At 57.4% G+C, this 22,784-nt stretch carries 20 protein-coding genes and 4 pseudogenes; 14 read left to right on the forward strand and 10 right to left on the reverse strand.

Annotated features, from left to right (window positions below):
* Nucleotides 1–22 precede the first annotated feature (22 nt).
* Nucleotides 23–780 (reverse strand): IS5 family transposase gene (locus tag RXV90_RS12895; RefSeq protein WP_316649176.1). Its coding sequence is split into 2 segments (ribosomal slippage): nucleotides 23–459 and nucleotides 459–780, totalling 759 coding nucleotides; the frame shifts between segments, so codons are not numbered across the junction.
* A gap of 251 nt (nucleotides 781–1,031) precedes the next feature.
* On the opposite strand from RXV90_RS12895, the gene RXV90_RS12900 reads away from it, so the two are divergent.
* The gene (locus RXV90_RS12900; RefSeq protein ID WP_316649177.1) at nucleotides 1,032–2,561 is read left to right on the forward strand and encodes a phospholipase D family protein; all 1,530 of its coding nucleotides are present in this window, start codon (nucleotides 1,032–1,034) and stop codon (nucleotides 2,559–2,561) included.
* A 752-nt stretch (nucleotides 2,562–3,313) separates the two neighbouring features.
* Nucleotides 3,314–4,252, forward strand: coding sequence for an IS110 family RNA-guided transposase (locus tag RXV90_RS12905; RefSeq protein WP_316649286.1), 939 nt, complete (start codon nucleotides 3,314–3,316; stop codon nucleotides 4,250–4,252).
* A gap of 142 nt (nucleotides 4,253–4,394) precedes the next feature.
* On the opposite strand, the gene RXV90_RS12910 is transcribed toward RXV90_RS12905, so the two are convergent.
* The gene (locus RXV90_RS12910) at nucleotides 4,395–6,293 is read right to left on the reverse strand and encodes a DUF3604 domain-containing protein (RefSeq protein ID WP_316649178.1); all 1,899 of its coding nucleotides are present in this window, start codon (nucleotides 6,291–6,293) and stop codon (nucleotides 4,395–4,397) included.
* Between the two features lie 140 nt (nucleotides 6,294–6,433).
* On the opposite strand from RXV90_RS12910, the gene RXV90_RS12915 reads away from it, so the two are divergent.
* From RXV90_RS12915 to RXV90_RS12935, 6 genes and pseudogenes are all read left to right on the forward strand, one after another.
* The gene (locus tag RXV90_RS12915; protein WP_316649179.1) at nucleotides 6,434–7,120 is read left to right on the forward strand and encodes a Crp/Fnr family transcriptional regulator; all 687 of its coding nucleotides are present in this window, start codon (nucleotides 6,434–6,436) and stop codon (nucleotides 7,118–7,120) included.
* A gap of 298 nt (nucleotides 7,121–7,418) precedes the next feature.
* Nucleotides 7,419–7,520: a hypothetical protein gene (locus RXV90_RS12920; protein WP_316649180.1), complete on the forward strand. Its 102-nt coding sequence runs from the start codon at nucleotides 7,419–7,421 to the stop codon at nucleotides 7,518–7,520.
* A gap of 338 nt (nucleotides 7,521–7,858) precedes the next feature.
* Nucleotides 7,859–7,999, forward strand: a pseudogene (locus RXV90_RS25845) (IS3 family transposase); the annotation flags it as partial.
* Nucleotides 8,000–8,108: 109 nt separating this feature from the next.
* Nucleotides 8,109–9,956 (forward strand): glycerophosphodiester phosphodiesterase family protein, encoded by a 1,848-nt coding sequence (locus RXV90_RS12925; RefSeq protein WP_316649181.1) that lies wholly within the window; start codon nucleotides 8,109–8,111, stop codon nucleotides 9,954–9,956.
* 192 nt (nucleotides 9,957–10,148) lie between these two features.
* The gene (locus RXV90_RS12930; RefSeq protein WP_316649183.1) at nucleotides 10,149–10,376 is read left to right on the forward strand and encodes a hypothetical protein; all 228 of its coding nucleotides are present in this window, start codon (nucleotides 10,149–10,151) and stop codon (nucleotides 10,374–10,376) included.
* Nucleotides 10,377–10,494: 118 nt separating this feature from the next.
* Nucleotides 10,495–10,773 (forward strand): annotated as a pseudogene (locus RXV90_RS12935) (IS110 family transposase); the annotation flags it as partial.
* 30 nt (nucleotides 10,774–10,803) lie between these two features.
* Here RXV90_RS12935 and RXV90_RS12940 read toward each other — a convergent pair.
* The 4 genes and pseudogenes from RXV90_RS12940 to RXV90_RS12955 form a co-directional block, all read right to left on the reverse strand.
* The gene (locus RXV90_RS12940; RefSeq protein ID WP_316649184.1) at nucleotides 10,804–11,565 is read right to left on the reverse strand and encodes a YbaY family lipoprotein; all 762 of its coding nucleotides are present in this window, start codon (nucleotides 11,563–11,565) and stop codon (nucleotides 10,804–10,806) included.
* 280 nt (nucleotides 11,566–11,845) lie between these two features.
* Nucleotides 11,846–13,006, reverse strand: a complete 1,161-nt coding sequence (locus RXV90_RS12945) for a mechanosensitive ion channel family protein (protein ID WP_316649185.1) — start codon at nucleotides 13,004–13,006, stop codon at nucleotides 11,846–11,848.
* A 366-nt stretch (nucleotides 13,007–13,372) separates the two neighbouring features.
* Entirely contained in the window at nucleotides 13,373–13,765 is a 393-nt protein-coding gene (locus RXV90_RS12950; RefSeq protein ID WP_316649287.1) for a HupE/UreJ family protein, read from the reverse strand.
* Between the two features lie 74 nt (nucleotides 13,766–13,839).
* A pseudogene (locus RXV90_RS12955) lies at nucleotides 13,840–14,262 on the reverse strand (DUF3604 domain-containing protein); the annotation flags it as partial.
* A 14-nt stretch (nucleotides 14,263–14,276) separates the two neighbouring features.
* On the opposite strand from RXV90_RS12955, the gene RXV90_RS12960 reads away from it, so the two are divergent.
* A complete protein-coding gene (locus RXV90_RS12960; protein ID WP_316649187.1) occupies nucleotides 14,277–15,437 on the forward strand; it encodes an IS30 family transposase in 1,161 nt (386 codons plus the stop codon).
* On the opposite strand, the gene RXV90_RS25850 is transcribed toward RXV90_RS12960, so the two are convergent.
* Nucleotides 15,386–15,508, reverse strand: a complete 123-nt coding sequence (locus tag RXV90_RS25850) for a DUF3604 domain-containing protein (protein WP_410482367.1) — start codon at nucleotides 15,506–15,508, stop codon at nucleotides 15,386–15,388. The genes RXV90_RS12960 and RXV90_RS25850 overlap by 52 nt on opposite strands.
* On the opposite strand from RXV90_RS25850, the gene RXV90_RS12965 reads away from it, so the two are divergent.
* Nucleotides 15,464–15,640, forward strand: coding sequence for a hypothetical protein (locus tag RXV90_RS12965; protein WP_316649188.1), 177 nt, complete (start codon nucleotides 15,464–15,466; stop codon nucleotides 15,638–15,640). The two genes, RXV90_RS25850 and RXV90_RS12965, sit on opposite strands and share 45 nt — an antisense overlap.
* Nucleotides 15,641–15,656: 16 nt before the next feature.
* Nucleotides 15,657–16,097 (forward strand): universal stress protein, encoded by a 441-nt coding sequence (locus tag RXV90_RS12970; protein WP_316649189.1) that lies wholly within the window; start codon nucleotides 15,657–15,659, stop codon nucleotides 16,095–16,097.
* A 307-nt stretch (nucleotides 16,098–16,404) separates the two neighbouring features.
* Here RXV90_RS12970 and RXV90_RS12975 read toward each other — a convergent pair whose 3' ends face one another.
* From RXV90_RS12975 to RXV90_RS12985, 3 genes are all read right to left on the reverse strand, one after another.
* Nucleotides 16,405–16,875 (reverse strand): hypothetical protein, encoded by a 471-nt coding sequence (locus RXV90_RS12975; RefSeq protein WP_316649190.1) that lies wholly within the window; start codon nucleotides 16,873–16,875, stop codon nucleotides 16,405–16,407.
* 99 nt (nucleotides 16,876–16,974) lie between these two features.
* The gene (locus RXV90_RS12980; protein WP_316649191.1) at nucleotides 16,975–19,356 is read right to left on the reverse strand and encodes a mechanosensitive ion channel family protein; all 2,382 of its coding nucleotides are present in this window, start codon (nucleotides 19,354–19,356) and stop codon (nucleotides 16,975–16,977) included.
* A gap of 301 nt (nucleotides 19,357–19,657) precedes the next feature.
* Nucleotides 19,658–20,656: an IS110 family RNA-guided transposase gene (locus RXV90_RS12985; protein WP_316649192.1), complete on the reverse strand. Its 999-nt coding sequence runs from the start codon at nucleotides 20,654–20,656 to the stop codon at nucleotides 19,658–19,660.
* Between the two features lie 210 nt (nucleotides 20,657–20,866).
* On the opposite strand from RXV90_RS12985, the pseudogene RXV90_RS12990 reads away from it, so the two are divergent.
* From RXV90_RS12990 to RXV90_RS13000, 3 genes and pseudogenes are all read left to right on the forward strand, one after another.
* Nucleotides 20,867–21,660: pseudogene (locus RXV90_RS12990) on the forward strand (IS5 family transposase).
* A 188-nt stretch (nucleotides 21,661–21,848) separates the two neighbouring features.
* Nucleotides 21,849–22,193 (forward strand): DUF883 family protein, encoded by a 345-nt coding sequence (locus RXV90_RS12995; RefSeq protein WP_316649193.1) that lies wholly within the window; start codon nucleotides 21,849–21,851, stop codon nucleotides 22,191–22,193.
* Entirely contained in the window at nucleotides 22,194–22,631 is a 438-nt protein-coding gene (locus tag RXV90_RS13000; protein ID WP_316649194.1) for a phage holin family protein, read from the forward strand. It begins immediately after the preceding gene.
* Nucleotides 22,632–22,784 lie beyond the last annotated feature (153 nt).

Raw genomic sequence — 22,784 nt, forward strand, 5'->3', positions numbered from 1 at the left:
TAGGGTCTGGACTCATTGAGTTTCAAAGCCAGTAAATGACAGTTGCAGCCAGAGCGATGGCTGAGAGGAAGACCTTCGGACAGCGGTCGTATCGGGTTGCCACACGCCGCCAATCTTTAAGCCTGCCGAACATGATCTCGATCCGGTTGCGACGTTTGTATCGGCGCTTGTCGTACTTCACAGTCTTCTTGCGCTGTTTTCGTCCGGGGATGCAGGCGCGTATGCCTTTGTCTTTCAACGCCTCTCTGAACCAGTCCGCATCATATCCGCGGTCTCCGAGCAGCCAGTCGACGTCAGGCAGGCTGCTCAGCAATGCCCGTGCGCCGATGTAGTCGCTGACCTGACCGGCCGTGACGAACAGGTTGAGCGGTCGGCCCTGGCTGTCGCAGATGGCATGCAGCTTAATGTTCATGCCGCCCTTGGTCCGGCCAATCAGGCGTCCACGCCCCCCTTTTTCACGCCCAAGCTGGTCGCTGTTCGGTGGGCCTTGAGATAGGTCGCGTCGATCATGACGGTCTTCTGTTCGCCGTGCCCGGCAGCCAGACCTGCCATCATCCGGGCGAAGACGCCCTTATCGCTCCACCGCTTCCAGCGGTTGTAGAGGGTCTTGTGCGGGCCATATGCTGCAGGCGCGTCGCGCCAACGTAAGCCATTGCGATTGATGAAGATAATCCCACTCAATACACGCCGGTCGTCGACCCGTGGTTTGCCGTGGGACTTCGGGAAAAAGGGCTCAAGGCGCGCCATCTGCGCATCCGTCAGCCAGAAAAGATCAGACATGTTCACCGCTCGGTTTTCGAGCCGTGAAACACGCCCCTACGCGGAAATCAATGGGTCCTGACCCTAAGCATCATCTTTCGTTCATGAGTAGCCGCACATTAGAGAGCAAGGCAACTATCTTCTGTCTGGTTGTTTGTTACCGCAGTCCCGGTTCCCACTTGGTTCTTGTCGATAGAGGCACAAAAACGCAATGATGCGAGAGAGAGCGTCGTAAGGGGCTAAGCGCCCAAAACAATCCAAAGGAAGACTGTATGAAGCCGTTATTTGTTGCGATCGGGCTCGCCCTGTCTCTTCTCGCCGGATGCTCTGGTGGCGACCGCTCATTCGAACAGACGCCGTCCTACGCGCCAGATCAGCCGACAAATACAAAGCTGGCCCGCGCGGTTCGGAGCCTGGGCGATCCCGGCGACGGCCGGTCCGGAGTTCGCCTGATCGGCAACGGGGAAGAGGCGTTCGCCTCCCGGCTCGCGCTCGCCGCGGCAGCGGAAAAAACGATCGACGCCCAGTACTACCTCTTGCACAACGATCTCACCGGCCAGATCTTCGCGTGGAGCCTTCTTGAAGCCGCCGACCGGGGCGTGCGGGTTAGGCTCTTGCTCGATGACATGGACACTGAAGGTTATGACGCCGCGACGGCGGCTCTTGACGCTCATGAGAACATCGAAATCCGACTATTCAATCCGTTCTGGAGGGACCAAAGCCTTCTGACGGCCGGCCTTACCGATTTCAAGCGGATCAACCGCCGGATGCATAACAAATCAATGACAGCCGACAATGCGATTACTATCGTAGGAGGGCGCAATATCGGCGACGAGTATTTCCTTGCCAAGCGGGAAATGAACTACTCGGACCTCGATGTTCTGGCCGCCGGGCCAGTGGTCGACGAGGTATCGAAAAATTTCGACGACTACTGGAACAGCAAGTTTGCCGTGCCTGCCAGCGCGGTCGTCGGAGAGCCTGAAGGATTTACGCTCACCGAAGCGCGAGAGCGCCTCAAGGCGATCATGGGTGACGCGCGTGAAACGGAATATGCCACTGTCGTACGCAAGGCGGCCGAAGAGAATTTCACCCAATCCACATTGTCGCTCAACTGGGTTCCTGCTCGGATGTATTCGGATCCGCCTTCAAAAGCAGCAGGCGAGGACAACGACGAAGAGATACTGGCTTCGCAACTCGCGAGATACTTCGCCGGAGCGACGTCAAAGGTAGAGATCATCTCCGCTTATTTCGTTCCGCGGAAGCGCGGGACCGCATGGTTGCAGGAGCTTGAGGCTCAGGGCGTCGAGGTGTCCGTGGTAACAAATTCGCTGGCGTCGAATGACGTCAAACCGGTTTACGCGCATTACGCAAAGGACAGGCGGGCGCTACTCGAAGGTGGGATCGAACTCTATGAGCTTCGCCCCGATGCGGATCGCGAACAACGACGCGGTGTCAACTGGGGCCAGTCCCAATCCGGCCTGCATACAAAAGCATTCACGATTGACGGCCGGTATCTCTTTGTCGGCTCCTTCAACTGGGACCCCCGTTCAGTAAACATCAATACCGAGATGGGTATACTGATCGACTCAGCCGAGTTCACGGCGAGTGCGTCGAAAGCACTGAGAGAGGTCCTTGAGGCAGAAACATTTGCGGTTCGGCTGGAAGAAGACGATCGGATCTCCTGGACCCAGACTGACCCGGACGGAACGCGGCGGATCTACTACTACGAGCCGACAGGATCGCCCTGGGATCATTTTGTGGCGAAGTTCTACCGGATCCTTCCAATCGGCTCCCAACTCTGATCGCGCCCCCAGAATGCACGGACACGTCATTTCCAAACGCCACGTTTGTTCGCTGGTTTTACCAAGTCAAAGAGCGCTCCGTCTTAACGGCAAGGATGGAGCGTCGGCATGGATATCGACTTTGATCCAATTTCACGGAGAAATGGACGGCATATGTCCGGGATTGCCGAAAGCGGGAGATCGCCGCGTCACCTCAAATCGACGACAAAGATTTTGTTTCTTAGCTCAATAGTTCACCTAATGAGATCGACCAGCGTCGCCTCTATTATACTGGGGATTAGGCCCCTATCTGCGGCACCCTGTCATACACTTGGCTCACCTTGCTGGCACCCTGAGGTGATCCGATGGGCCTCGATAGTAGGGTGCCGCTTCCCTCCCCTTGCGTTCTATCCATGTGGCTAAGGGACCCCCACGGGGGGTAAGTCTGGGAAGGTTCACGTAGATAACCCGCGCAGATTTTTTCCCCAAAACACGGATCAAATCCAATAAAAGGGGCACACGCCGAGACACAGGTTCTCGGATAAATGCGAACATCTAACTCAAACGCTTGTCTATTGATTGATGCAGTCTCAGCCGAAGAGTTGAGCCACTGCTGGCCACACCGTTTTTGGCCTGCGGTGGCTGGGTGCGGGCCGTGAAAACGCTGGTCGTTTCGGGGCAGAATCTGAGTATGGCCGCCCCCGTCTTTAGCCTGAGACCCGAACGGATACCCGAGCCCCGGGCTCGGATGACAAGCATGGGAGATGCGAAAGATGACAGAGATTACCATCGGGATCGATGTCTCGAAAGACAGGTTGGACGTCCACCGCTTACCGACCGGTGAAGAGCAAGACTTCGCGAATACCAAGTCCGGTTTGACCGCGTTGATCCGATGGCTTGGCGCAGGCCCTGTCCTACGCATCGTCTTCGAGCCGACCGGGCGCTATCATCGCGACCTGGAGCGACGCCTCGCTGCAGCATGCTATGCGCTGGTCAAGGTGAACCCACGGCAGGCAAAACGGCTCTGCGAAGCCCTCGGCGTGCGCGCCAAGACCGACCGCGCAGATGCCGCCATGCTGGCACGCATGGGTGCTGCGCTGGCACTGGAGCCGCAACCGGTCCGGCCGGACATCCTGAACGAACTCAATGAACTGGTTGTCGCCCGACGGGCACTGATCAAGGACCGGACAGCAGCGAAGAACCGCGCCAAAGGCCTGCGCCTTGCCCTCCTGCGTCGGCAGAATGCCACCCGCCTGGGCAGGATCGAGGCCGACCTTGCGGCCATCGACAAAGCCATCGCCGTTCTGATCGCATCCGATCCGGCACTCGCCAGGAAACAGACGATCCTTCTCAGCATTCCCGGCGTCTCGGATGTTACGGCGGCGGCGCTTCTCGCCCTGGCCCCGGAACTTGGCGATCTCGATCAGCGCCAGATCGCCGCGCTGGCGGGCCTCGCGCCCATCACCCGCCAGTCCGGAAATTGGCGTGGGCAATCCTTCATCCGGGGCGGACGCGCGCGCCTGCGCGAGGCCCTCTACATGCCAGCGCTCACCGCCATCAGGACAAACCCCGACTTCAAACGCATCTACGCCAGACTCACAGACAGCGGCAAACCAGCCAAGGTCGCCATTACTGCCGTCATGCGAAAGCTCGTCATCCTCGCAAACGCGCTCCTACGAGACCAACGAAATTGGTCGCCAGAAGCGCCTTGACCAAACACGGATACTCAGATGACTGCGTTGAGGCCGAAGCAGCCACAAGCACATCATTGCGCTGTGGCCGCTTTCCGACAAATCGATGTTGTATCGCGTTGTACTTCCGCAAACTGAACCGAGAGCACGAGCCTTTTACCGCCTAGCTAGGCGTATACCAGATGGGCGAGGTGTAGGCCCGTTCTTGCTGGCTCACATCCATGCCCTCGGGCAAGTCGACGCCGAAGAAGACACTGTCGTACGTAGTCCAGCGCGGGGTCGGAATCTCGATGACGCGAACATAGTAGAACGCCCGCTGTGACGCGTCGAAATCTGGGTCCTGCCAAAATGCCGCTAGGAACGGTGCGCCGATTGTGTTGGAATAACCGGCCGTGCCCGCATCGACGGTGTCGCCCACCGGCGGCAGCTTCCCATTGGCGCCGGGCGTCCGATCGCCAGACCACACCACGTCGTAGACGCGCTCCTGTGGCCCCTCCGCCGTAGTCCACCCCTTGATCACTTGAATTCGGTCGAGATTGGCGCCGTCAGGATCGCGCAATGCCTGGATGAGAAATCCCGGTGCGGCACCGTCCGGAGCGCTGCTCATGTCACCGCCCATCGGGACTCCCGCTTCGTATCCATACGCGGCGAAATCTGAACGGTTCATGTCCTCCGCCGTAAATTCCCATCCACCAAAGACACGCACGCGTAGTCTTGTGCCAGTGGTGGCGTAGACCTCCTTGCGTTCCATTGCGTCAAAGAGCGCCTCACGTGTGTTTTCGCGAGCCCAGACCGCAGCAATTCCCGAGGCGAGCGCATCAGCGTGGGTCAGGTCGTCTGAAGGGTCCGGTGTCGCCCGACCTGTGATCGTCTCGTTATAGCGGATCGGATCGCCTGTTGGTTCCACAAGCGCGACCTTGCCGAAGAAGTTGTCCTCCGTTGCTGTCGAAAGGCCGGTATGCGCATCGGTTGAGCCCACGACACCAAACTTGAACGGGTTGCTCCCCAGGTTTGCCTCATAGGTAAGGCCCCGCATCCACGCAGATCGGGCATATTCCTTGGGCAACATATCGGGTGTCTTCGGATCGGGGCCAAAGCTGCCCTTGTCCCATGTCCCATAGTGGGCGAACTCGTCATCGACGGAGAGCATGGGATGCGCTTCGCCATCTCCCTTCATTTGGGTGATCTCGTAGAGTGGTTCATACTGCATGCGCCGCTGCGCGTAAGCCGCAGTCAGCGGCTCGCCAGACAACGTGATGTCGTCGAACATCAGGCCGTTAGACAGATTGCCGCCATGGGGGATGGCAAGCATCCGTCCGCCGGTCGCCGTCTGATAATCCTCCATCCAGTCCCACAGCACCTCAGGGTCGTCGCTGTCGTAGGAACTGATCGGAACCTTCTGGTCGGCGAGATCTTTGCCGTCCCGATAGATGATGTTGCGATGCATATTCGACCCGTTCGGCTGTGACGTCCATTCGAAGCCGATAAAGGCCGTGAACGCACCCGGATCGTTGTGTCGTTCCGCGGCTTCTGTCGCTTTCTCCCACATCGTCTGACCGAAGGGCGTGCCAGCCAGAGGATCTTCCCCGGCAAAGGTCGCCCGCATCCAGAACTCGTAGGACGCAATCTTTGCTTCCTCCGTGCCAGGTGCCGCGATTTCCGCCAGCTGAGCACCCCATTCGGTGTCGGTCAGGACCGGGTCTTCCTCGGCCAACGCAGCAGGAATGCCGAGGTTTTCGGCGTGGTCTGTGACCACGAGAAAATCAAGCGGCCGCCTCAGACGCGCCGGAATTCCATTGGACGAGATTACCTGTTCGCCTTTGGCGAACCGAAACGCGTCGTCAGGGGTCGTTGTGGCGCCAACAAGGCCCGCATCGGCCGAGAACGCGGTATGCAGATGAGTGTCACCGAAGAAGACTTGGTTCGGGAAGTCTTCCTGCAGATAAGGTGAGTATTCAATTTCCCGATCGGGGATTGAATGACCTAGCTCCTGCGCGATGACCTGCGTGCATACAATTAGCCCGGCAAACGAAACGGATACAAAAGCCAGAGACTTTCTCATCAAATATACCCCCTTAGAACATAAGAATGTCTGTGCCGCAGATTGACGTCCCGGCCTCTTCAGCGTTTCTTTGACGCTAGCACACGCAAGGCGTGAACGAATGCCGATTCTAGGCAATCTAAGAGCGGAAAATCTTGTCCATGTCTGAGTTTCGAAATTTGGGACAGCTTCCGAACGTTGCATGGCTTTCGATTGTCTCGGAAGCCGTGCGTATTCGGATACTACAGAGCTGTGTGCTTCGGGAAGCCGAACGCGGCAAAGTGCTTTATCGCTTTGGCGATGCGCCGGACGGACTATACGGATTGATTTCCGGCTGCATACGCATGGACACTGTTCAGTCGTCACATGGTCCTACGATGCTGAGCCTCTTCCACAGCGGATCATGGCTAGGCGAAGTCGAACTGTTTTCCAGGATGGGCCGTCTTACAACGCTGACAGCGCTTCGTCCGACCCGATACGCCTTCCTGTCAAATGCCGCCATCGACGCAATCGCACGTGAAGCCCCGGAACTATGGAAGGCCCTTGGAAATCTTGCTGCAGAACACGTTAGCTTAGCAGTTGCAGCTATGGACGATCTCGCCATTCGCTCCTCACGCATCCGCGTCATGGCCATACTGCTTCGCCTTTGCGGCGCACGAATAGAAAACGGCTCTGGAGGGATTGCGAGGGAGTTGGATGTAACGCAAAGTGAACTCGCACAACTGGCAAACTTGTCGCGATCTGTGCTGAGCGATCTGCTTAATGAGATGGAAATTGAAGGCTTATTGAGCAGGGAGTACGGAAAACTGACGATCCTCGACATCAAGAGATTGAAGCTAGAATTGTAATCACTTGGCGTTTTAGGAATGAGGTTCAAGGAAAGGACGGCTTAGTCCGCCTCTCGGACATAGAGCCCGTTCTGACGAAGGCTCGCTGACGGCATTAGCAGACTGCTCGCAATCGAAACCTCGGTTCGACGACCGTCGATGACCAGTCAGCATGCCAAAACCGGCCATATGACAGATAGGAAAAGATGACGGAGAAGGAGCCAATGCAGTAGTTAACTAAAGCGAAGTCGCGCTTTATTCCTGACCTATTCATCTAGGCGGAGTGAAGCTGTGCCAAAATTCCCGAGCTGATGGTGCTGTGAACTGGATGGTGGCCGGACGTGGCATTACACACTCTGAACGGACTGACGATGAAACCCAGACAAAGCCAATGACCCTGTCCTGCCAGTTTGCCTTATGAACGTTGCGACTTATGTTACCAAAAACTGAAAGTCCGACGTCCAATTTTGCGATTGCTGTAGTTCGAGAGAATTGAGGAGGGCAGTGTCCCAACCGGTCAGAATCATCCCAATCACCTGGCCGGATCTCTGATGGGCAGAACCCCCTCGTGGTTCTGCCCATCAATCCCTTCCGAGATACATATGTGATCACTGGCGGCGCTGTGGTACCAGAGACATTCGAACGAGCCAAAAATAAGCTGCTGGACACGCCGTCGACGAGTCTCCGACGCAAAAGTTAGTCGACGCCGGTGTCCGCAAAGCTACTTGCCCATCGCAACTTGCGGAATATGCAGCCCATAGCCCGCAACGCTCCATCGAACGACGGGCGGATGATGCGGGCATCATCGCTCTCGCCTCTCAGTATGGTCGCTACCCCTACCGCCGGATCACGGCTCTGCTGCGGGATGCCGGTAGGGTCGTGAACGTGACCCGTCTCAAGGCAAGTTTCTCTGAAAGAGTCCTCTTGCTTCTTTCCAAAAGCGGTTCGATCTTGTCGATGCTAACGGCAGTCTATTTCCGTTGAGAATTTCCGAAACTAGAGACCGAGCATGATACTGCAAGACGTTCTCGAGAGTTATCGTTTAGCGCTCCGCACCTGGCTGCCTTTCCTGACGGCGCATCTCTTCATCCGGCTGGTCGTCGCGTCGCTAATGGTGCCTGTCATCGGCCTTCTTCTGGCCCTGACACTGGCGTTCTCGGGCCAGTCTGCACTTACCGACCAGGACATCGCAAAGTTCCTTCTGACACCTGCCGGGGCGATCGGGGCGCTGGTGATCCTGTCGCTTCTCGTCATCGCGCTGGTGCTCGACGTCCTCGTGGCCACGGCGATCCTCCGGCAACGGCCCGCGGGGCCGCTCACCACCCTCGCGCTCGCCACACGCTTTACCCTCGCTTCGGCGCCAAGACTTCTGCCCTTCGTCTCGCGGTTCCTTCTCAGGGTGCTTCTGATCGTCCTGCCGTTTGTGATCGCCGGCGGCGCCATCGCCAATGTTTTTCTGACCGAACACGACATCAACTACTACCTGACCGAGCGCCCGTCGGACTTCCTGATCGCGGTCGGTCTGACCGGCCTTATCCTTCTCGCGCTCGCCCTCATCCTTCTCTCACGGCTCAGCGCATGGGCGATCGCGATGCACTTGGTCGTGTTCGACGGCGTGTCGGCACCCCGCGCCTTCGCAGACAGCGCCGCACGGATGGACGGGCACCGCGCCGCACTGACCCAGCGCCTCGTGGTCTGGCTTCTGATCCGGGCACTTATCGCGACAGCGATTGGCGCCATCGCCGCGATGGCGGTGACGATGATCTCTGGATGGAGCCCCGATAGCCTTCGAACGCTTGCGGCGGCGATGGTCCTGAACGGTCTGCTTTACGCTGCGGCCAATGCGGTCCTCAATGCGGTGTCGAACGGGGCGCTCGCCGACCTCCTGAATGCGGAGTTCGACCGCGCCCTCGCCGGACGGCAGCCCACACACCGGATCACGGCATCGGACGGATTGGGCGGGCGGGAGCGCGCCGCCATCGCCGTTGTCGGGGTCGCCGCCCTGATGGGGCTCGGGACCGGCGGGCTTCTGGCCGAGCGCCTGAAGCAGGATGCGCAGGCAGAGGTCATTGCCCACCGGGGCGCGGCGGCGCTGGCGCCGGAGAACACCATGGCCTCGGTCCTGCGCGCGATCGAGGACGGCGCGGACTGGATCGAGATCGACGTTCAGGAAAGCGCGGACGGCGAGGTGATCGTCGCCCATGACAGCGACTTCATGAAATCGTCAGGCGTGCCCACCAAGGTCTGGAACGCGACCGCCGCGGACCTTGCGGAGATCGACGTCGGAAGCTGGTTCGACCCGGCCTATTCCGGCGAACGCGTGCCCCGTCTCGCCGATGTTCTCGCGGCGGCGAAGGACCGGGCGGGCGTGGTGATCGAACTGAAGTATTATGGCCATGACGAAGACCTCGAGCGGCGGGTCGCGGCCATCGTCGAAGAGGCGGGGATGAGCGATCAGATTTCCACCATGTCGCTCAAATTCCCCGCGGTGCAGAAGATGCGCGCGCTTCGCCCAGAATGGCGCACGGGCGTTCTGGCGGCAACCTCGATCGGTGATCTGACCGGGCTTGAGGGCGATTTCCTCGCCCTCAATCAGGCGCGGATCAACGCCCGCGTGATCGCCCGCGCGAACGCCCAGGGCAAGGATGTCTATGCATGGACCGTGAATGACCCGATGAGCATGGTGCGTATGCTCTGGTTAGGCGTCAACGGGCTGATCACCGACGATCCCGCCCTCGCGGGGCGGGTAATCGAAGGCTACAACGGCCTCACGGTCGCCGAGCGCCTGATCCTCGCACTGAGCGACCGGGTCAGCATCACGATCGATCCCGGCGATCTGAACGATCTCCGCCCATGACCGGACTCCGGACCTTTTGAGCGCTTTCATGCTCTGCTCGATCGCCACGGGCGCTCTGGGCGAAGAGACCGACGGGAAGGTAATCGACCTTCTCAGACCAACCGAACTGCCGGCACACCGCTCCCTCATGGCTGTCGCGGCGGCGGATGACGACGTGCTGGCCCCTTTGTCACCGATGGCTGCAGCGGCGGCATGTCCGCCGAATGGTCCCTCGTGCCCGATGCGTTCCGCGATCTGGCGAGAACCGAAGACGGGGCTCTGCCCTGGACCGGGTGCTGCTTGATCTATGACCGCGCCTATCACAATGCCGGCGGCGCCACGGATCCCGATGAAAGCTACGAGGCCCGGCTCCGGGCCGACGAGGCGCTGCGCGCCTGCGTGATCAGAACGGGCGAAGCGCGGACCGCGGAGGCGGCGTAACGGCTTGGGCTGACCGAGACGCGCAGGTCGACACCGGTTACCGTCTCCTCGCGCAAAGCATGTTCAACGCCGTGCGCCTCGGCGGCGAGCCCTGTTCAGGCCTCACCTGGCGCTGGGGCTACGGCTACCGGGCAAGAAGCGCCGTCGCCGCTTGACGGTCATGAACACGCTGGAAGACTTCAAGCGTCTGTCTGCGACCTTCGCCAGCTATGACATGCCGGTGCGGGTCGGGTTCGAGGCGACCGGGAACTATCACCGGCCTTTAGCACATCATCTCGGCCAGGCCGGGTTCGAGCTGAAGCTGGTCTCTTCGGTCGGCCTGGCCCGGACATGCGAGGCCCTGCACAACAGTTGGGATAAGAACGACCCGAAGGACGCGCAGGTCAATCTGCACATGACCTCTCAGGACGGCAACTGAACTCTTTGACTATTCTGGCATTTCGCGAAAGCGCAGAACGGTCACACCAGCATCATTCGTCAGCGCAAGGTTCGACCCGCTTCTCAAATATCCAGTGACTGTCGAGAGCGCGTCTAGGGTATCGCGTTCGAGCCGTTCTCGTTCCTCAGGGCAGGCCCTACTCGTCCCCGCAATATTGTCAGGCATGCTGAACTCACCATCGCTCGCGTCGACAGTGCCTGTGAACCGGTTGCATCCGCCATAAAGTGCAAATTGCCCGTTCTGATCGATCGACAAGGTAGGAGGGTCGTCAGCGATAAGCATGCGCCCAGCAATTTCGTATGCTGCCCAGGTGATGCCCTTGATCGATTGGTTAGGACTGCTGCTCCCGGTTCTCTGTGGCATCATTTCTAAGACAATTTCCGTGGATCTAGGTGCGCCACGAGTGAGCACGGGTGTCGCGGTCGTCGAGCGGAACATCACATTACCATCGGAAATAATCTTTGCTGCTACCGTGTAGGTGAGACGTTCTTCGATGAGATTGGTGTCGTAGGCAATCTCGACTGTTCTCGGGACGCCGGCGAGTTTGAACCGCTGCGAAGATAGCCGAACCGAAGGCGCGTCCGCACGCGAGGTATCAAGGAGTTCAACTTCCAAAACGGCATCCGGAGGAAGCGCGATCCGCTCACGGTACGTAACGGTCGTGTCGAGATGCATGGTTTCCGCAAGTCCCGTCGAAGCAAACGGCAACAGAGCCACCAATAGCGCAGCAACACCAACTTCTGTACGCATGTCCTTCTTACCTCCAGTAGCTAGCAATCGATGAGTTTCGCATTCATTTCACAGGGGTCTATCGCAAGAGGCTGAGCTGATTTGCAAGGTTGCTTCTTGCGAGAATGGGTCAAGCGGAAGTCAAACGGCGCGACCGGGTTGACCTAGGAGATGGACTGAATCGGTGTCCTTTTCTCGCAGTGATCAACGTTTCCTGCGCCAACGCTTGGGCCAAGCTCATCCCATTGGACGGGGCTTCAAACTTAGATTACGGTCGAAAGACCATTCTTGGCACGGTATCTCAACTGGCAATTCGTGCTTGTTTCTTCGTAAGTTCAGCTGCGACATCTCGTTCCACGACATGCAGTTCGCGCTGAGGGAACGGGATCGTAATGCCTTCTGCATCGAACCGTTCCTTGGCCTGCCCCGTTAGATCCCAATAGACGGTCCAGTAGTCATCGGACTTGCACCAGGGGCGGCAGAAGATGTTGACTGAACTGTCGCCGAGTTCACCAACAAAGATTTCGGCGGTTGGGGACTTGAGACACTTCGGATGTTCGGCGACGAGCCGACGCAGAACCTCAATGGCATGGTTCGCATTGTCGGAGTATGCCACGCCGAATACGAGATCTACCCGGCGTTCGGGCGACGCGCTTACATTCGTTATGACATCGTTCCAGATTTTCGAGTTCGGAACCACGATGATCTGGTTGTCGTATGTCCGGATCATGGTGGACACGATCGACATATCTTCGACCACACCAGACGATCCGCCGACCTCGATGTAATCCCCGGTATCAAAGGGCTTGAGGATCATGATCATGAGGCCACTCGCAAAGTTTCCGAGGGTTTCCTGAAGCGCAAAGCCAAGGATGAAAGAGACGCCTCCGAGGATTGCGAAAAGAGGTGTCACATTCACGCCGAACAGTCCGAGCACCAAGACCGCCCCGAAGATGAAGGTCATCCAGAATACTGCAACGACCACGAAGTTGCGAAGGAGACGGGAGAGTTTCCTGGTTCGAGCGAGCCCGCGCTTGACAAACCCGCTGACGAAGCGCGCCGCGAGCCGGAGCAACCAAAGGGCCAGTGAAAAGCCGACGATCTTTAGAAATATTCCAAGGCCTCCACTCGGAGAGACAGTCCATTCGAGAGCCAGCGCTATCAGCGCCCTGATATCAGTAGTGCGGACAACGCCGACTGCGAGAGAGGCGAGGTATTGGCGGTGTGGTGCGACATCGTCCTCCGGTGCGCCCTTGAGTTCCCAGGCATCCAGAACGGTGCGATAGCTGTCCTGGATCGCCCTTTCTCTGGTTAGAGCCTCCGCAATCTGGTCACGCGTGTTTTGCGCCGCCTCGCCGTCGAGCCCGTCAAGCACAAAGTTCAGCGCCGTGATCTCTTCCAGAGCCGCCCGGGTATGGCCTTGCCAAACCAAGGCCAACTCCGCCAGGTCGTCGACCGTCATCGGTACGGTAAGCCGCCTCATTTCTCCGGCGGTGACAGCAGCTGAAGTCGCATCCGGGAGAGTGGGTGTTATCCGTTGGGATTCTCTGGCATCTTCTGCAGTTGCTACCGTAAGCCCGAGAAAGATAGCCAGGATCAAAACGACTAGTGTTCGGGCTGCTTTCACAGCGACCTCCTCCGTCAGGGCAAGAAATGTCATCATCTTAGGCCTAGCGCACACCGCCTCTCAGTCCAGCCGCGGAACGGTTCGTAGGCGGGAATCCCCGGTTTGACGTATGGGTCCTCGTAAGAATTCAGTCGCGAAGGAGGCTCCAAGTGCCACCGTTAGGGTCGCAAGACTTCAGTGATTTGAAAAGGCACCAATGCCTTATTTAATCAGCAAGTCAGGCTCGGGCGGATCATCTGCAGGCAGTACGCCGTGCGTCATTTTGCCTTTGCTGGTTCCACATAATCTGGACCGCTTCCATTCCAGCCTTGGGTGCATCCTCGCAAATCGTACCCGCCCGTCGGCAGCACACGTCGACAACCGAATTGCGCTTATACCAAGCGCACCGCCAAGCGCCATTACAACCGGGAAAATAACTGGCAGTAGCCACAGCGCCGGAGGACCGAGCACTGCGCCCCACGGGCCAACGGCGACCATGGCGACGATATGATCCCACCCAAAGAGCGGATGCAGGAAACCACTTATAAAACCTCCATCCGCAGTTCCATGATCCCCATGTGCATGCGCTGTTCCCGCGACCAGGACCGCAACCACGACCAAAATAACTCTCGACAAGTCTCAGTCCTCTCAGTTGCCTTGATCGTGTACGCACTTGCCCAAACCTATCACTAGCCCGGCGTGTACCAAATCGGCGAAGTGTAGGCTCGCTCCTGACCTTTCAAGACAACCTCCGGATCGTGGGTGATACCGAACTTCACCGCGTCGTAGGCCGTCCAGCGCGGCGCGGGGATTTCGATCACTCGTGCATAGTAAAAGGCGCGCTCGGCCGGATCGAAATCTGGGTCCTGCCAAACGGTGCCTAGTTCGGCGGCGCCTATCGTGTTGGTCCAACTCGGGATGCTCAGGTCCACCGTGTCACCCACAGCAGGAAGTTTGCCCTCGCCGTCGGGTTCTCTGTCGCCTGACCATGTAACATCGTAGACCTGCTCCATCGCTTCGCCGGTCTCGGCGTCAAACCAGCCTTTTATAATCTGGATGCGATCGAGATTCGCGCCCATCGGATCACGTAAAGAATAGACAAGAAGCGTCGGTGCTGCGTCTTCGGATGGGCTATCGGCGTCGGATCTATTTCACGGAGAAGCAGAAGGCAGACATCTGGGATCGCTGGCAACGCGGCGAGTCTATGAGTTCGATCGGCCGATTGTTCGATCGCAACTCCTCCTCAATCTACCCGTTGCTTGCGAGGACTGGCGGCATACGCCCGCCGGAACGCAGGCGGTCTCGCTTGGCACTGACCTTGGCGGAGCGCGAAGAAGTGTCCCGAGGTCTGAGAGCCGGGCTTTCCCTGCGCTCCATTGCGAGACAGTTGCGGCGCGCGCCATCGACGATCAGCCGTGAGGTTCGTCTCAACGGTGGTCGGCGCACCTATCGAGCAGCCAGCGCGGACCAGGCGGCCTGGGATCGTGCACGGCGGCCGCGGCCTTGCAAGCTGGCGCACCGACCAGCGCTCTGTCAGACAATTGCAGAGAAGCTTGAACGCAAGTGGTCACCGCAGCAGATCGCCGGTTGGCTGAAACGAAAGCATCCCGATAACGAGGACGCCCGGGTGTCCCACGAGACCATCTACCGAAGCCTGTTCATCCAGGCGCGTGGCGTGCTGAAGAAGGAGCTCCTGGCGCATCTTCGGGCGACCCGCGCGATCCGTCGGTCTCGGCACGCCAGCCTGAAGCGGGACGGGCTCGGCCAGATCAAGGACGCGGTCTCGATCCGGGAACGACCTGCCGCCGTCGAAGATCGTGCGATCCCGGGGCACTGGGAAGGGGACCTGATCGCGGGGTCGAAGAACAGCTTCATCGCCACGCTGGTCGAGCGACGCACCCGCTACCTCATGCTCGCGAAGGTGAGTGGCAAGGAAACTAAGGCGGTCGTGGCAGCCCTGGCCGGGCAGGTCCAGCATCTACCCAGAGAGCTTTGCCGCACGCTGACCTGGGACCGCGGCAAGGAGCTTGCAGACCACAAGAGCCTAACGCTTGCCACCGATCTCGACATCTACTTCTGTGATCCACACAGCCCCTGGCAGCGTGGCACCAATGAGAACACCAACCGGCTCCTGCGACAATACTTCCCGAAGGGCACAGACCTCTCTGTGCACACCCAGTCGGATCTCGATGCCGTCGCAAGAGAACTCAATGAGCGACCAAGAAAGACGTTGAACTACTTCTCACCCGCTGAGAAGTTCGACGAGTGTGTTGCGGCGATCGGTTGAATCGGCACCTTAAAGATGACGTTGCGATGCAGGTTGTTGCCTTGCTCAAGAGACGTCCATTCGAAGGCGATGAATGTCGTAAACGTGCCGGGGTCGTTAAACTCCTCGGCGGCGAGGCCGCCCTGCCCGTCTCAACCGAAACCCTTCTCACAACACCCTCAATGATGTATTATCAAGACAAAGATCCAGAAGCAATCAACTGATTTTCTTGGAGTTTCTATGTACAACAGAATACTCATCGCAACAGACGGTTCAAAGTTGGCGGAAAAAGCAGTTGACCATGGTTCTCGTCTTGCCAAGTCAGTCGGAGCAACAATTCTCTTTGTAACGGTGATCCAATTGATGTCCGACTTGGACCTGAAGAACAGCACCGAACGTGAAGTCTTCGATATCCACGACAAATCATCGAGTTCGTCCTCAAAAAAAATTCTTGCAGATGCCGAGAAACATGCCGCGTCGATTGGCGTAAACTGTGAAATCAAGCATGTCGGAAGCGAATACAAACCTTATAAAGCTATTCTGAAGGCCGCAAAATCAGAGGGCTGCGACCTGATCGTCATCGCATCTCGCGGGCATCGCGGAGTCAAAAAGATGCTTCTCGGAAGCCAAGCTCAGGAACTTATTTCCCTAAGCAGGATACCCGTCCTCGTTGTTCGCTAGGAGTATTTATTATCACCAGCCCTCATTGGCGTCCCTCCTTGATATCCATGGCGAGACCACAGTAGCTTTACCGGCGTTGCCTAACGCAACCCGCTTAGCCTCGCTTGAAATCGGCCAAACAAAATTGGCGTTCTATTTGCAGGTTTACAGTGCTCAATTTTCTATAAATAATTTCTGCAGCAACCCACCGGTTTCTTGATCATAGCGCCAAAATCAACCCGGCTTAAAAGCGGTCGACCCCTGACATGCCATGACAGACCACTAATTACGGCCTTTGAAATTGCCACCTAAAGATCGGCCAAGAATATCAACCTTCCCGTTCCGAATGGCACTTACCTGTATAATTTATATATACTTCTTTATTCTCTAATGACTTGGACAAGACGTTAAAGGATCCATCGTCCAATGAGATTCTTAGGTTAAGCTGCCGATTTTCATCCATGCAAGAAAACTCCAGAGCCTTCTCATCAAATTCCACGAGCTGGAAGGATCGTTTCTTACAGAGGGCGCGTTGATTTACAATTTTCCCGTCGTGAAGCAAAACGGAAAATTCGTGATCAACTTCGAGGATCTCCTCGGTCTTCAAGAGGGCTTTATCAATAGCGCAATTGAGGAAACTAAGTTCTCCTGCAGTAGCCGCGCTGGAATAGATTAATGTCGTCACCACAACTCCCAATACTCCCCAAGTGGACATCGCACTGTCTTTTTTTTCTCTTGACGAATGCACCACGAGTGAAAACTTAGACCTGATTGTCTCTATTGGGAAAAGTGGTGTCATCTTGATCTCGAGTTGGCTCTTGCTGATTCTAAAGACTGGAAGCATCCGGATACATCAAGTTTGCGAGGTCGTTTGATATCCTTAGTTGTTGTCCGGCTCTCAGGGCTTTGTGCTGTCCTGAATGGCGGAAGATGCAGCCGCAGCAAGCTTGAGATTATCAACCTCATCTGAGCGATTTTTGCTATCGGTCCCCGGCATAGCCACGCGAACTTCGCGACGCGCAAACGGAATGCCCGCCTCCGCGAGCTGCTTGTGCACCTCCGTGAAGATCGCCTTGCGCATTTCCCATTGCTTTCCAGGCTTAGCCGTAAACTTCCCCCGGATTGTCATGCCTACATCATCGATCGAAATGACGCCCTGCGACTTGAACGGCTCAAGGAAATAGTCGCCAAACTCGGGATGCTGTAGCAAATCCTGCCCGATCTTCTTGAAAATCTTTCTGACACGTTCAGGATCGGTGTCGAAGGGGAAGATGAACGGTAGCTTCATGATCCCCCAGTCACGCGAATAGTTCTTCAGGAACTGGATCTCACCGTAGGGCACGGTGTAGACCGGTCCTCGGTGGTGGCGAAGCTGCATCGATCTGATTGATATCTTCTCGACGGTTCCCTTGGTCTCTCCCATCTCGACGTATTCACCCATGCGGAAAGCGTCATCTATGAGGAAAAAGGCTCCGGACACCACGTCAGTCACAAGCTTCTGCGCGCCAAAACCGATCGCGAGGCCAGCGATGCCGGCACCGGCGAGAAGAGGTGTTGTGTCGATGCCAAGCTCGCTAAGTGCGATTAAGCTGAATACCGTGGCGATGGCAATATGCACAACTAAGCGTAAAAGTGGTAACACAGTCGACAGTCGCGAACCGCCCTTCCCCCCCACCTCACCCGCGCTTGCCGCCTCAGCGGTCAGCCCCTCTGAAGTCATTTCATTCGCGAGCTTGCGATTGATAAAAAGCGTAGCCAGTTCCCAGCAAAGATAGCCCAGCACTAAGACGAAGTTCACGTCGAAGAACGCATCGACAACGCGGCCGGCCGCCCCCGCGCTCGCCAGGAATTCACGCGTCAGCCCCCAGGACCCGGCGATAACTACCAGCACGATCCCGAACACCAACACCCGCCCTATCCGCTTGTACGCAGATTTCGTAGCGGCCCACGCATCTTCGGCCACCTCCCCGGAGCCATGCATCTTAGGCATCAAATGGGGCACCAATCCCCGGATCAACGTATCGAAGGCGGGAGCCATCAATAGAAGTGTAAGTGTCAGGATATCCGGGCGGTTGGAGAGCAAGTCCGCGGCGCCATAACTCACGATGGTTGCCGCCAACCACCACATCACAAAAACCGACGCGATTGCAAAACCGGGATAGGCGCGGGCCACGCGATCCTCGAAGGCCGTGACGCTTTCTTCGTCACCGCGCATCATCGACACGATCCCCTCCCAAGCGTGCCATATGATCCAAGCTAGATAGAACCGAAACAAAAGGTCGAACCAAAAAGCCAGGCTCAAAGTACCCAACTGGACACCGCCCAGCTCGTTGAAGGTCGAGAGCGTAGTCCCCACACCACCCAACAGTGCGAGCCCCACGGGATGCCAGGAAAGGAAACGCGCGGTATTAGTATCGGTTTGGACCAGCCGATACTCGGGCAACTCGGGCGCCAGAACGAACCGTGCGATAGCATAAACCAGCCGGGGCACGAAGATGACGGCGAACAGGACGCGATCCGCAAGCGGAAGCAGATCGCCCAATGTAAACTGGTGCAGCGTAATCAGCGCCGCTGCATAGAACAGCACAAGACCCAATAGATCGCGCAAAGCTCGAGTGGTGAGAAAGCTAAATGCTTGTTTGAGTGTAGGCTCGGTCAAGCCATCTGGACGCACCAGCCGACGTCGCATGAAGCGGTTTGCCAGGAATTCAACCAAAAGCCCAACGGCCGATGCAACAGCAAGGCTCGATAGCAGGAGCCCCCATCCCACTCCGCCATAGGTGGCATTGAAGGTTGAGATGGCTTCGCCTTGTGTGGTGATCGCACTTGGAAGGCCGGTCAAGCCGCGCAACAGCGCGTTGAAGGCGCCAACTGTTCCGTGAAAAACGAGCTCGCCGAAATCCAGTGGTGGCGCCGCTGTCACTGCCTGCGCTTTCAGCTCATCCAACAGTATTGCCCGCACCTGCTCGTCTGACATTCGTGAAACAAGTGCGTCAATCGCCTCGGGGGGCAGGTCCTGCGAGAGGGTCGCTGTCGGCTCCCCGTCCGCTCCATTGTTTCCGGGCAGACCGAGCTGCGCAGCGGCAGGCAACGCGACAAGTATCAACATCATCTGCAGTAACACTGGCCCCAATAGCGCGAGCATCACCGCCGGTCCGGTGACGGAACGGATCAATGTCAGTGACCTCAGGGCAGTATTTTGAAATCTCAGTTTCATGGTTTTTCCCAGCTCACTGCAATCTTGCTTGAATTCGTCGGCAACCAAAACAGCGTTCTGCAAGAGAACCTCTTCTTGTGATCGTAATTCATGAGGTCTCCGCTCCCTTCGCCACCGCGAGTTGACCGTCCCACTTCTCGTTCGAGATCTTGGGTTCGTCCGGGTCAGCCATGTAAGACGAGGTCATGATCTGAGTTTAGTTCTCGTTGACGACCCAAACAATGGTCTGATGTAGGTCCGAGTAGATCATCGGCAAATCAAAGCCCCGGTTGGTGAAACTGTTGATCTCGTAGTTGATCGCAATATCACCAAGATCGGAATATAAAACGAATGGGCGAGGCTTCTTCTTTAGCAACTGTATTTCTCAAGCGACTTGATTGGTCCATTTCAGACGAGATTTGCAGAGTGCGTTTGCGATGATGACGAGCTTGCGTGCGACTGCCGTGATGACAACTTTGTGTGGCTTTCCCGCGGCTCGCAGACGGCCAGCGAAGGTTTTCAGAATCGGGTTGTGATGGCTGGGGACGAGGGCCGCCTGGAACATGACGTGTCGCAGCTGACGCCTCCCTCCGCCAATGGCGCGCTTGCCGCGCATGGCACCACTATCATTTGCGATCGGAGCTAAGCCCGCGAGCGCGGCGGTCTGTTCGCCCGAGAGTTGGCCGAGCTCTGACATTTCGGCGATCAGCATGGAGCTGGCGACTGGACCGATCCCGGGAACGGAACGCAAGTTACCGGCAGTCGTAGCCTGGTCATCATCCGAGGCCATGGTCTGCTCGATCCGCACCTCCAGCTCTGCAATCTGGCGATCGAGAAGGCCTTTCAACTCGGCGTCCATGGCGTCAAACATATCCGCCGATCCCAGCTTCCCGTGCGCCTTGATCTGCGCCAGGAGCCGTTTGCGGGTCTCGACCACCTGCCCACGCTTTGAGGTCAAAGCCCTCAGAAGGCGCAGCTTTTCATGTGGCAACTCGCGTCCTGCATCCGGTCGAAACAGCATGAACCGCGCGATGAGTTCCGCGTCGATCCGATCCGTCTTGGCCCGTGTGCCTCGGCTCGCGGCGAATGCTTTGATCTGCGCAGGTGGCAATTGCCGGGTCGCAATCCCGGCACCGTCGAGGGTGGACCACAACCGCCATTCCTGCCCGCCAGTAGCCTCGAAGCAAACCAGCGCGCCCAGTTCAAGAGCGAGTTGAGCGACCTGCTCGTGACCTTCAAGCTTGTTCGCCAGTCGCGCGCGCTTGCCTTCTGGCAGACAGTGAATATCCAACCAATCGCGGCTGACATCTATCCCGATGATCCTTGTCTGTGATATTTTACCCATGCTCTCTTCCTTCTGCTCCGCGGTCCTGATCGGCCGCATTCAACTGTTCGAGATGATCAAGAGAGACGGTGCTGGCTCGCTAACAAACGTGGTCAACGCCACAAGGCTCAGACGCCAAACACCGTCCCGTCACCGGCCTCGGCTAAGGTCGGTGACGGGGTCAGATTAGCAGACCGGAGATACAGAAGGCTCAGGACCCATTGATCGGGTTCTGCGCTTGTGATTCACCGGCGAAAAACGAGTGGTGACATGAGCAGTCTCTTCTGGCTGACCGAGGCGCAGGTGGCGCGCCTCGAACCTTACTTCCCGAAATCACACGGCAAGCCACGTGTTGACGACCGGCGTGTGCTCAGCGGGATTATCTTCATCAATCGCAATGGGTTGCGGTGGCGCGATGCGCCTGCGGAATACGGCCCACACAAGACACTCTACAACCGCTGGAAGCGATGGAGCGACAAGGGCATCTTCGCACAGATGATGGCCGGGTTGGCTGCCAAACACGGCGAAGAGAAAACCGTCATGATCGATGCGACCTACCTCAAAGCCCACCGAACAGCGTCCAGCCTGGGCGTGAAAAAGGGGAGCGCGGACGCCTGATTGGCCGGACAAAGGGCGGCATGAACACCAAGCTGCACGCCATCTGTGATAGATGAGCCATGAAGCGCCATTGGTCCGAGCGACAATGGCGAATGGCGCCCGCTCAGCCTGTTTGTGACCGCCGGAGAGGTCAGCGACTACATCGGCGCGCGGGCTCTGCTGGGCAGCTTGCCGAATGTGGAATGGCTCCTCGGCGACCGCGGCTATGATGCCGATTGGTTCCGGGAAGCATTGAAAGACAAAGGGATCCGGGCCTGTATCCCTGGCCGCAAACAACGCAAGACCGCTGTGCGCTACGACAAGCGTCGATACAAACGGCGCAACCGGATCGAGATCATGTTCGGCAGGCTCAAGGACTGGCGGTGTGTCGCGACACGGTATGATCGGTGCCCAAGGTCTTCCTCTCCGCAATCGCCCTCGCAGCAACCGTCATCTATTGGCTATGAGTCCTGAGCCTAGCCCCTCTGTCCGATCTGCGGCTTCGATGGGCATCGCGACGACCTTGTCCGGCGGCTCTTCGTATCCGATCCCAACGGTGGAACGGACAAGGAGACCGCGGCCGTCCTGCCCCGGCTAGAGTCAAGTACTTCTGACGAGACCCTCGATCAGGCTTGAACAAGTGTGCTACTCTGCAATGCTTACGCACGCATATTACTTTGTGGAGGGCACAATGACACAAAACTCTCATCCAGGTGGCGAAGATATCGAAGAACAGTTCAAGCTTGTCCGGGATGACGTCGCCCGACTTGCCAGACTTATAAGGCAGATCGGCGAAACGAAGAGCACCGAAGCACGTGATGCGGCTCTTGCAGAAGCCAATAAACTATTAGAACGGTCGCAAAAAAAGCTCGATGAGGGGATGACTCGAGCAGAACGAACAGCGTCTTCAGTCGAAGAGTACATCCACGACAAGCCGGTGCAATCCACCCTAATCGCCCTCGGTATTGGCATTCTCGTCGGCCTCTTGGCCCGACGCTGATTGGATCAAGAAGTCATGCTCAGCAATATAATCGGCGCTGTCTTGCAGGCTAAGGCGGCTGAAATAAAAAGAAAGGCAACTGGCGCAGTGGTGCAAATGGCTGCGTTCGGGCTTTTTGGTGTATCTTTAATATTTGGCATTGTTAGCGGATTTCTTTGGCTTGCAGGCAAAATGGATCCTTGGCTGGCTGCTCTTGCGATCGCGATCGTGGTGCTGATCGCTGCAATTGTATTGATGCTGATCGGTCGGATGATCATGCAGCAGAAATCCAAAAGAGATCGCGAACAAACTGCTCGAGCGCTCGGTGAATCCAACGCTATTGTCCAAGCCCTGACCGGCACCAACATGGACGGCAAAGGAACCAACAATCCGAGCCTTGAACTGATTGCTGCAGCCCTTGCAACGGGTATCATTTTAGGGCGTTCCCTCGGCCGCTAGATCAAAATCGCAATAATCGCTGATCACAGATCTTTATAGATCCCATTCGGGGTCTATAAAGTACAAAGACGTACTGGCACCCTTGGAGCAAACCTATCTGACCAAGGACTATCGTCTCGCGAGACCCCGGCCGCAATTTAGCATGCGCCGCAA

This window comes from Ovoidimarina sediminis, from assembly GCF_032586175.1.
Lineage (GTDB): Bacteria > Pseudomonadota > Alphaproteobacteria > Rhodobacterales > Rhodobacteraceae > Ovoidimarina > Ovoidimarina sediminis.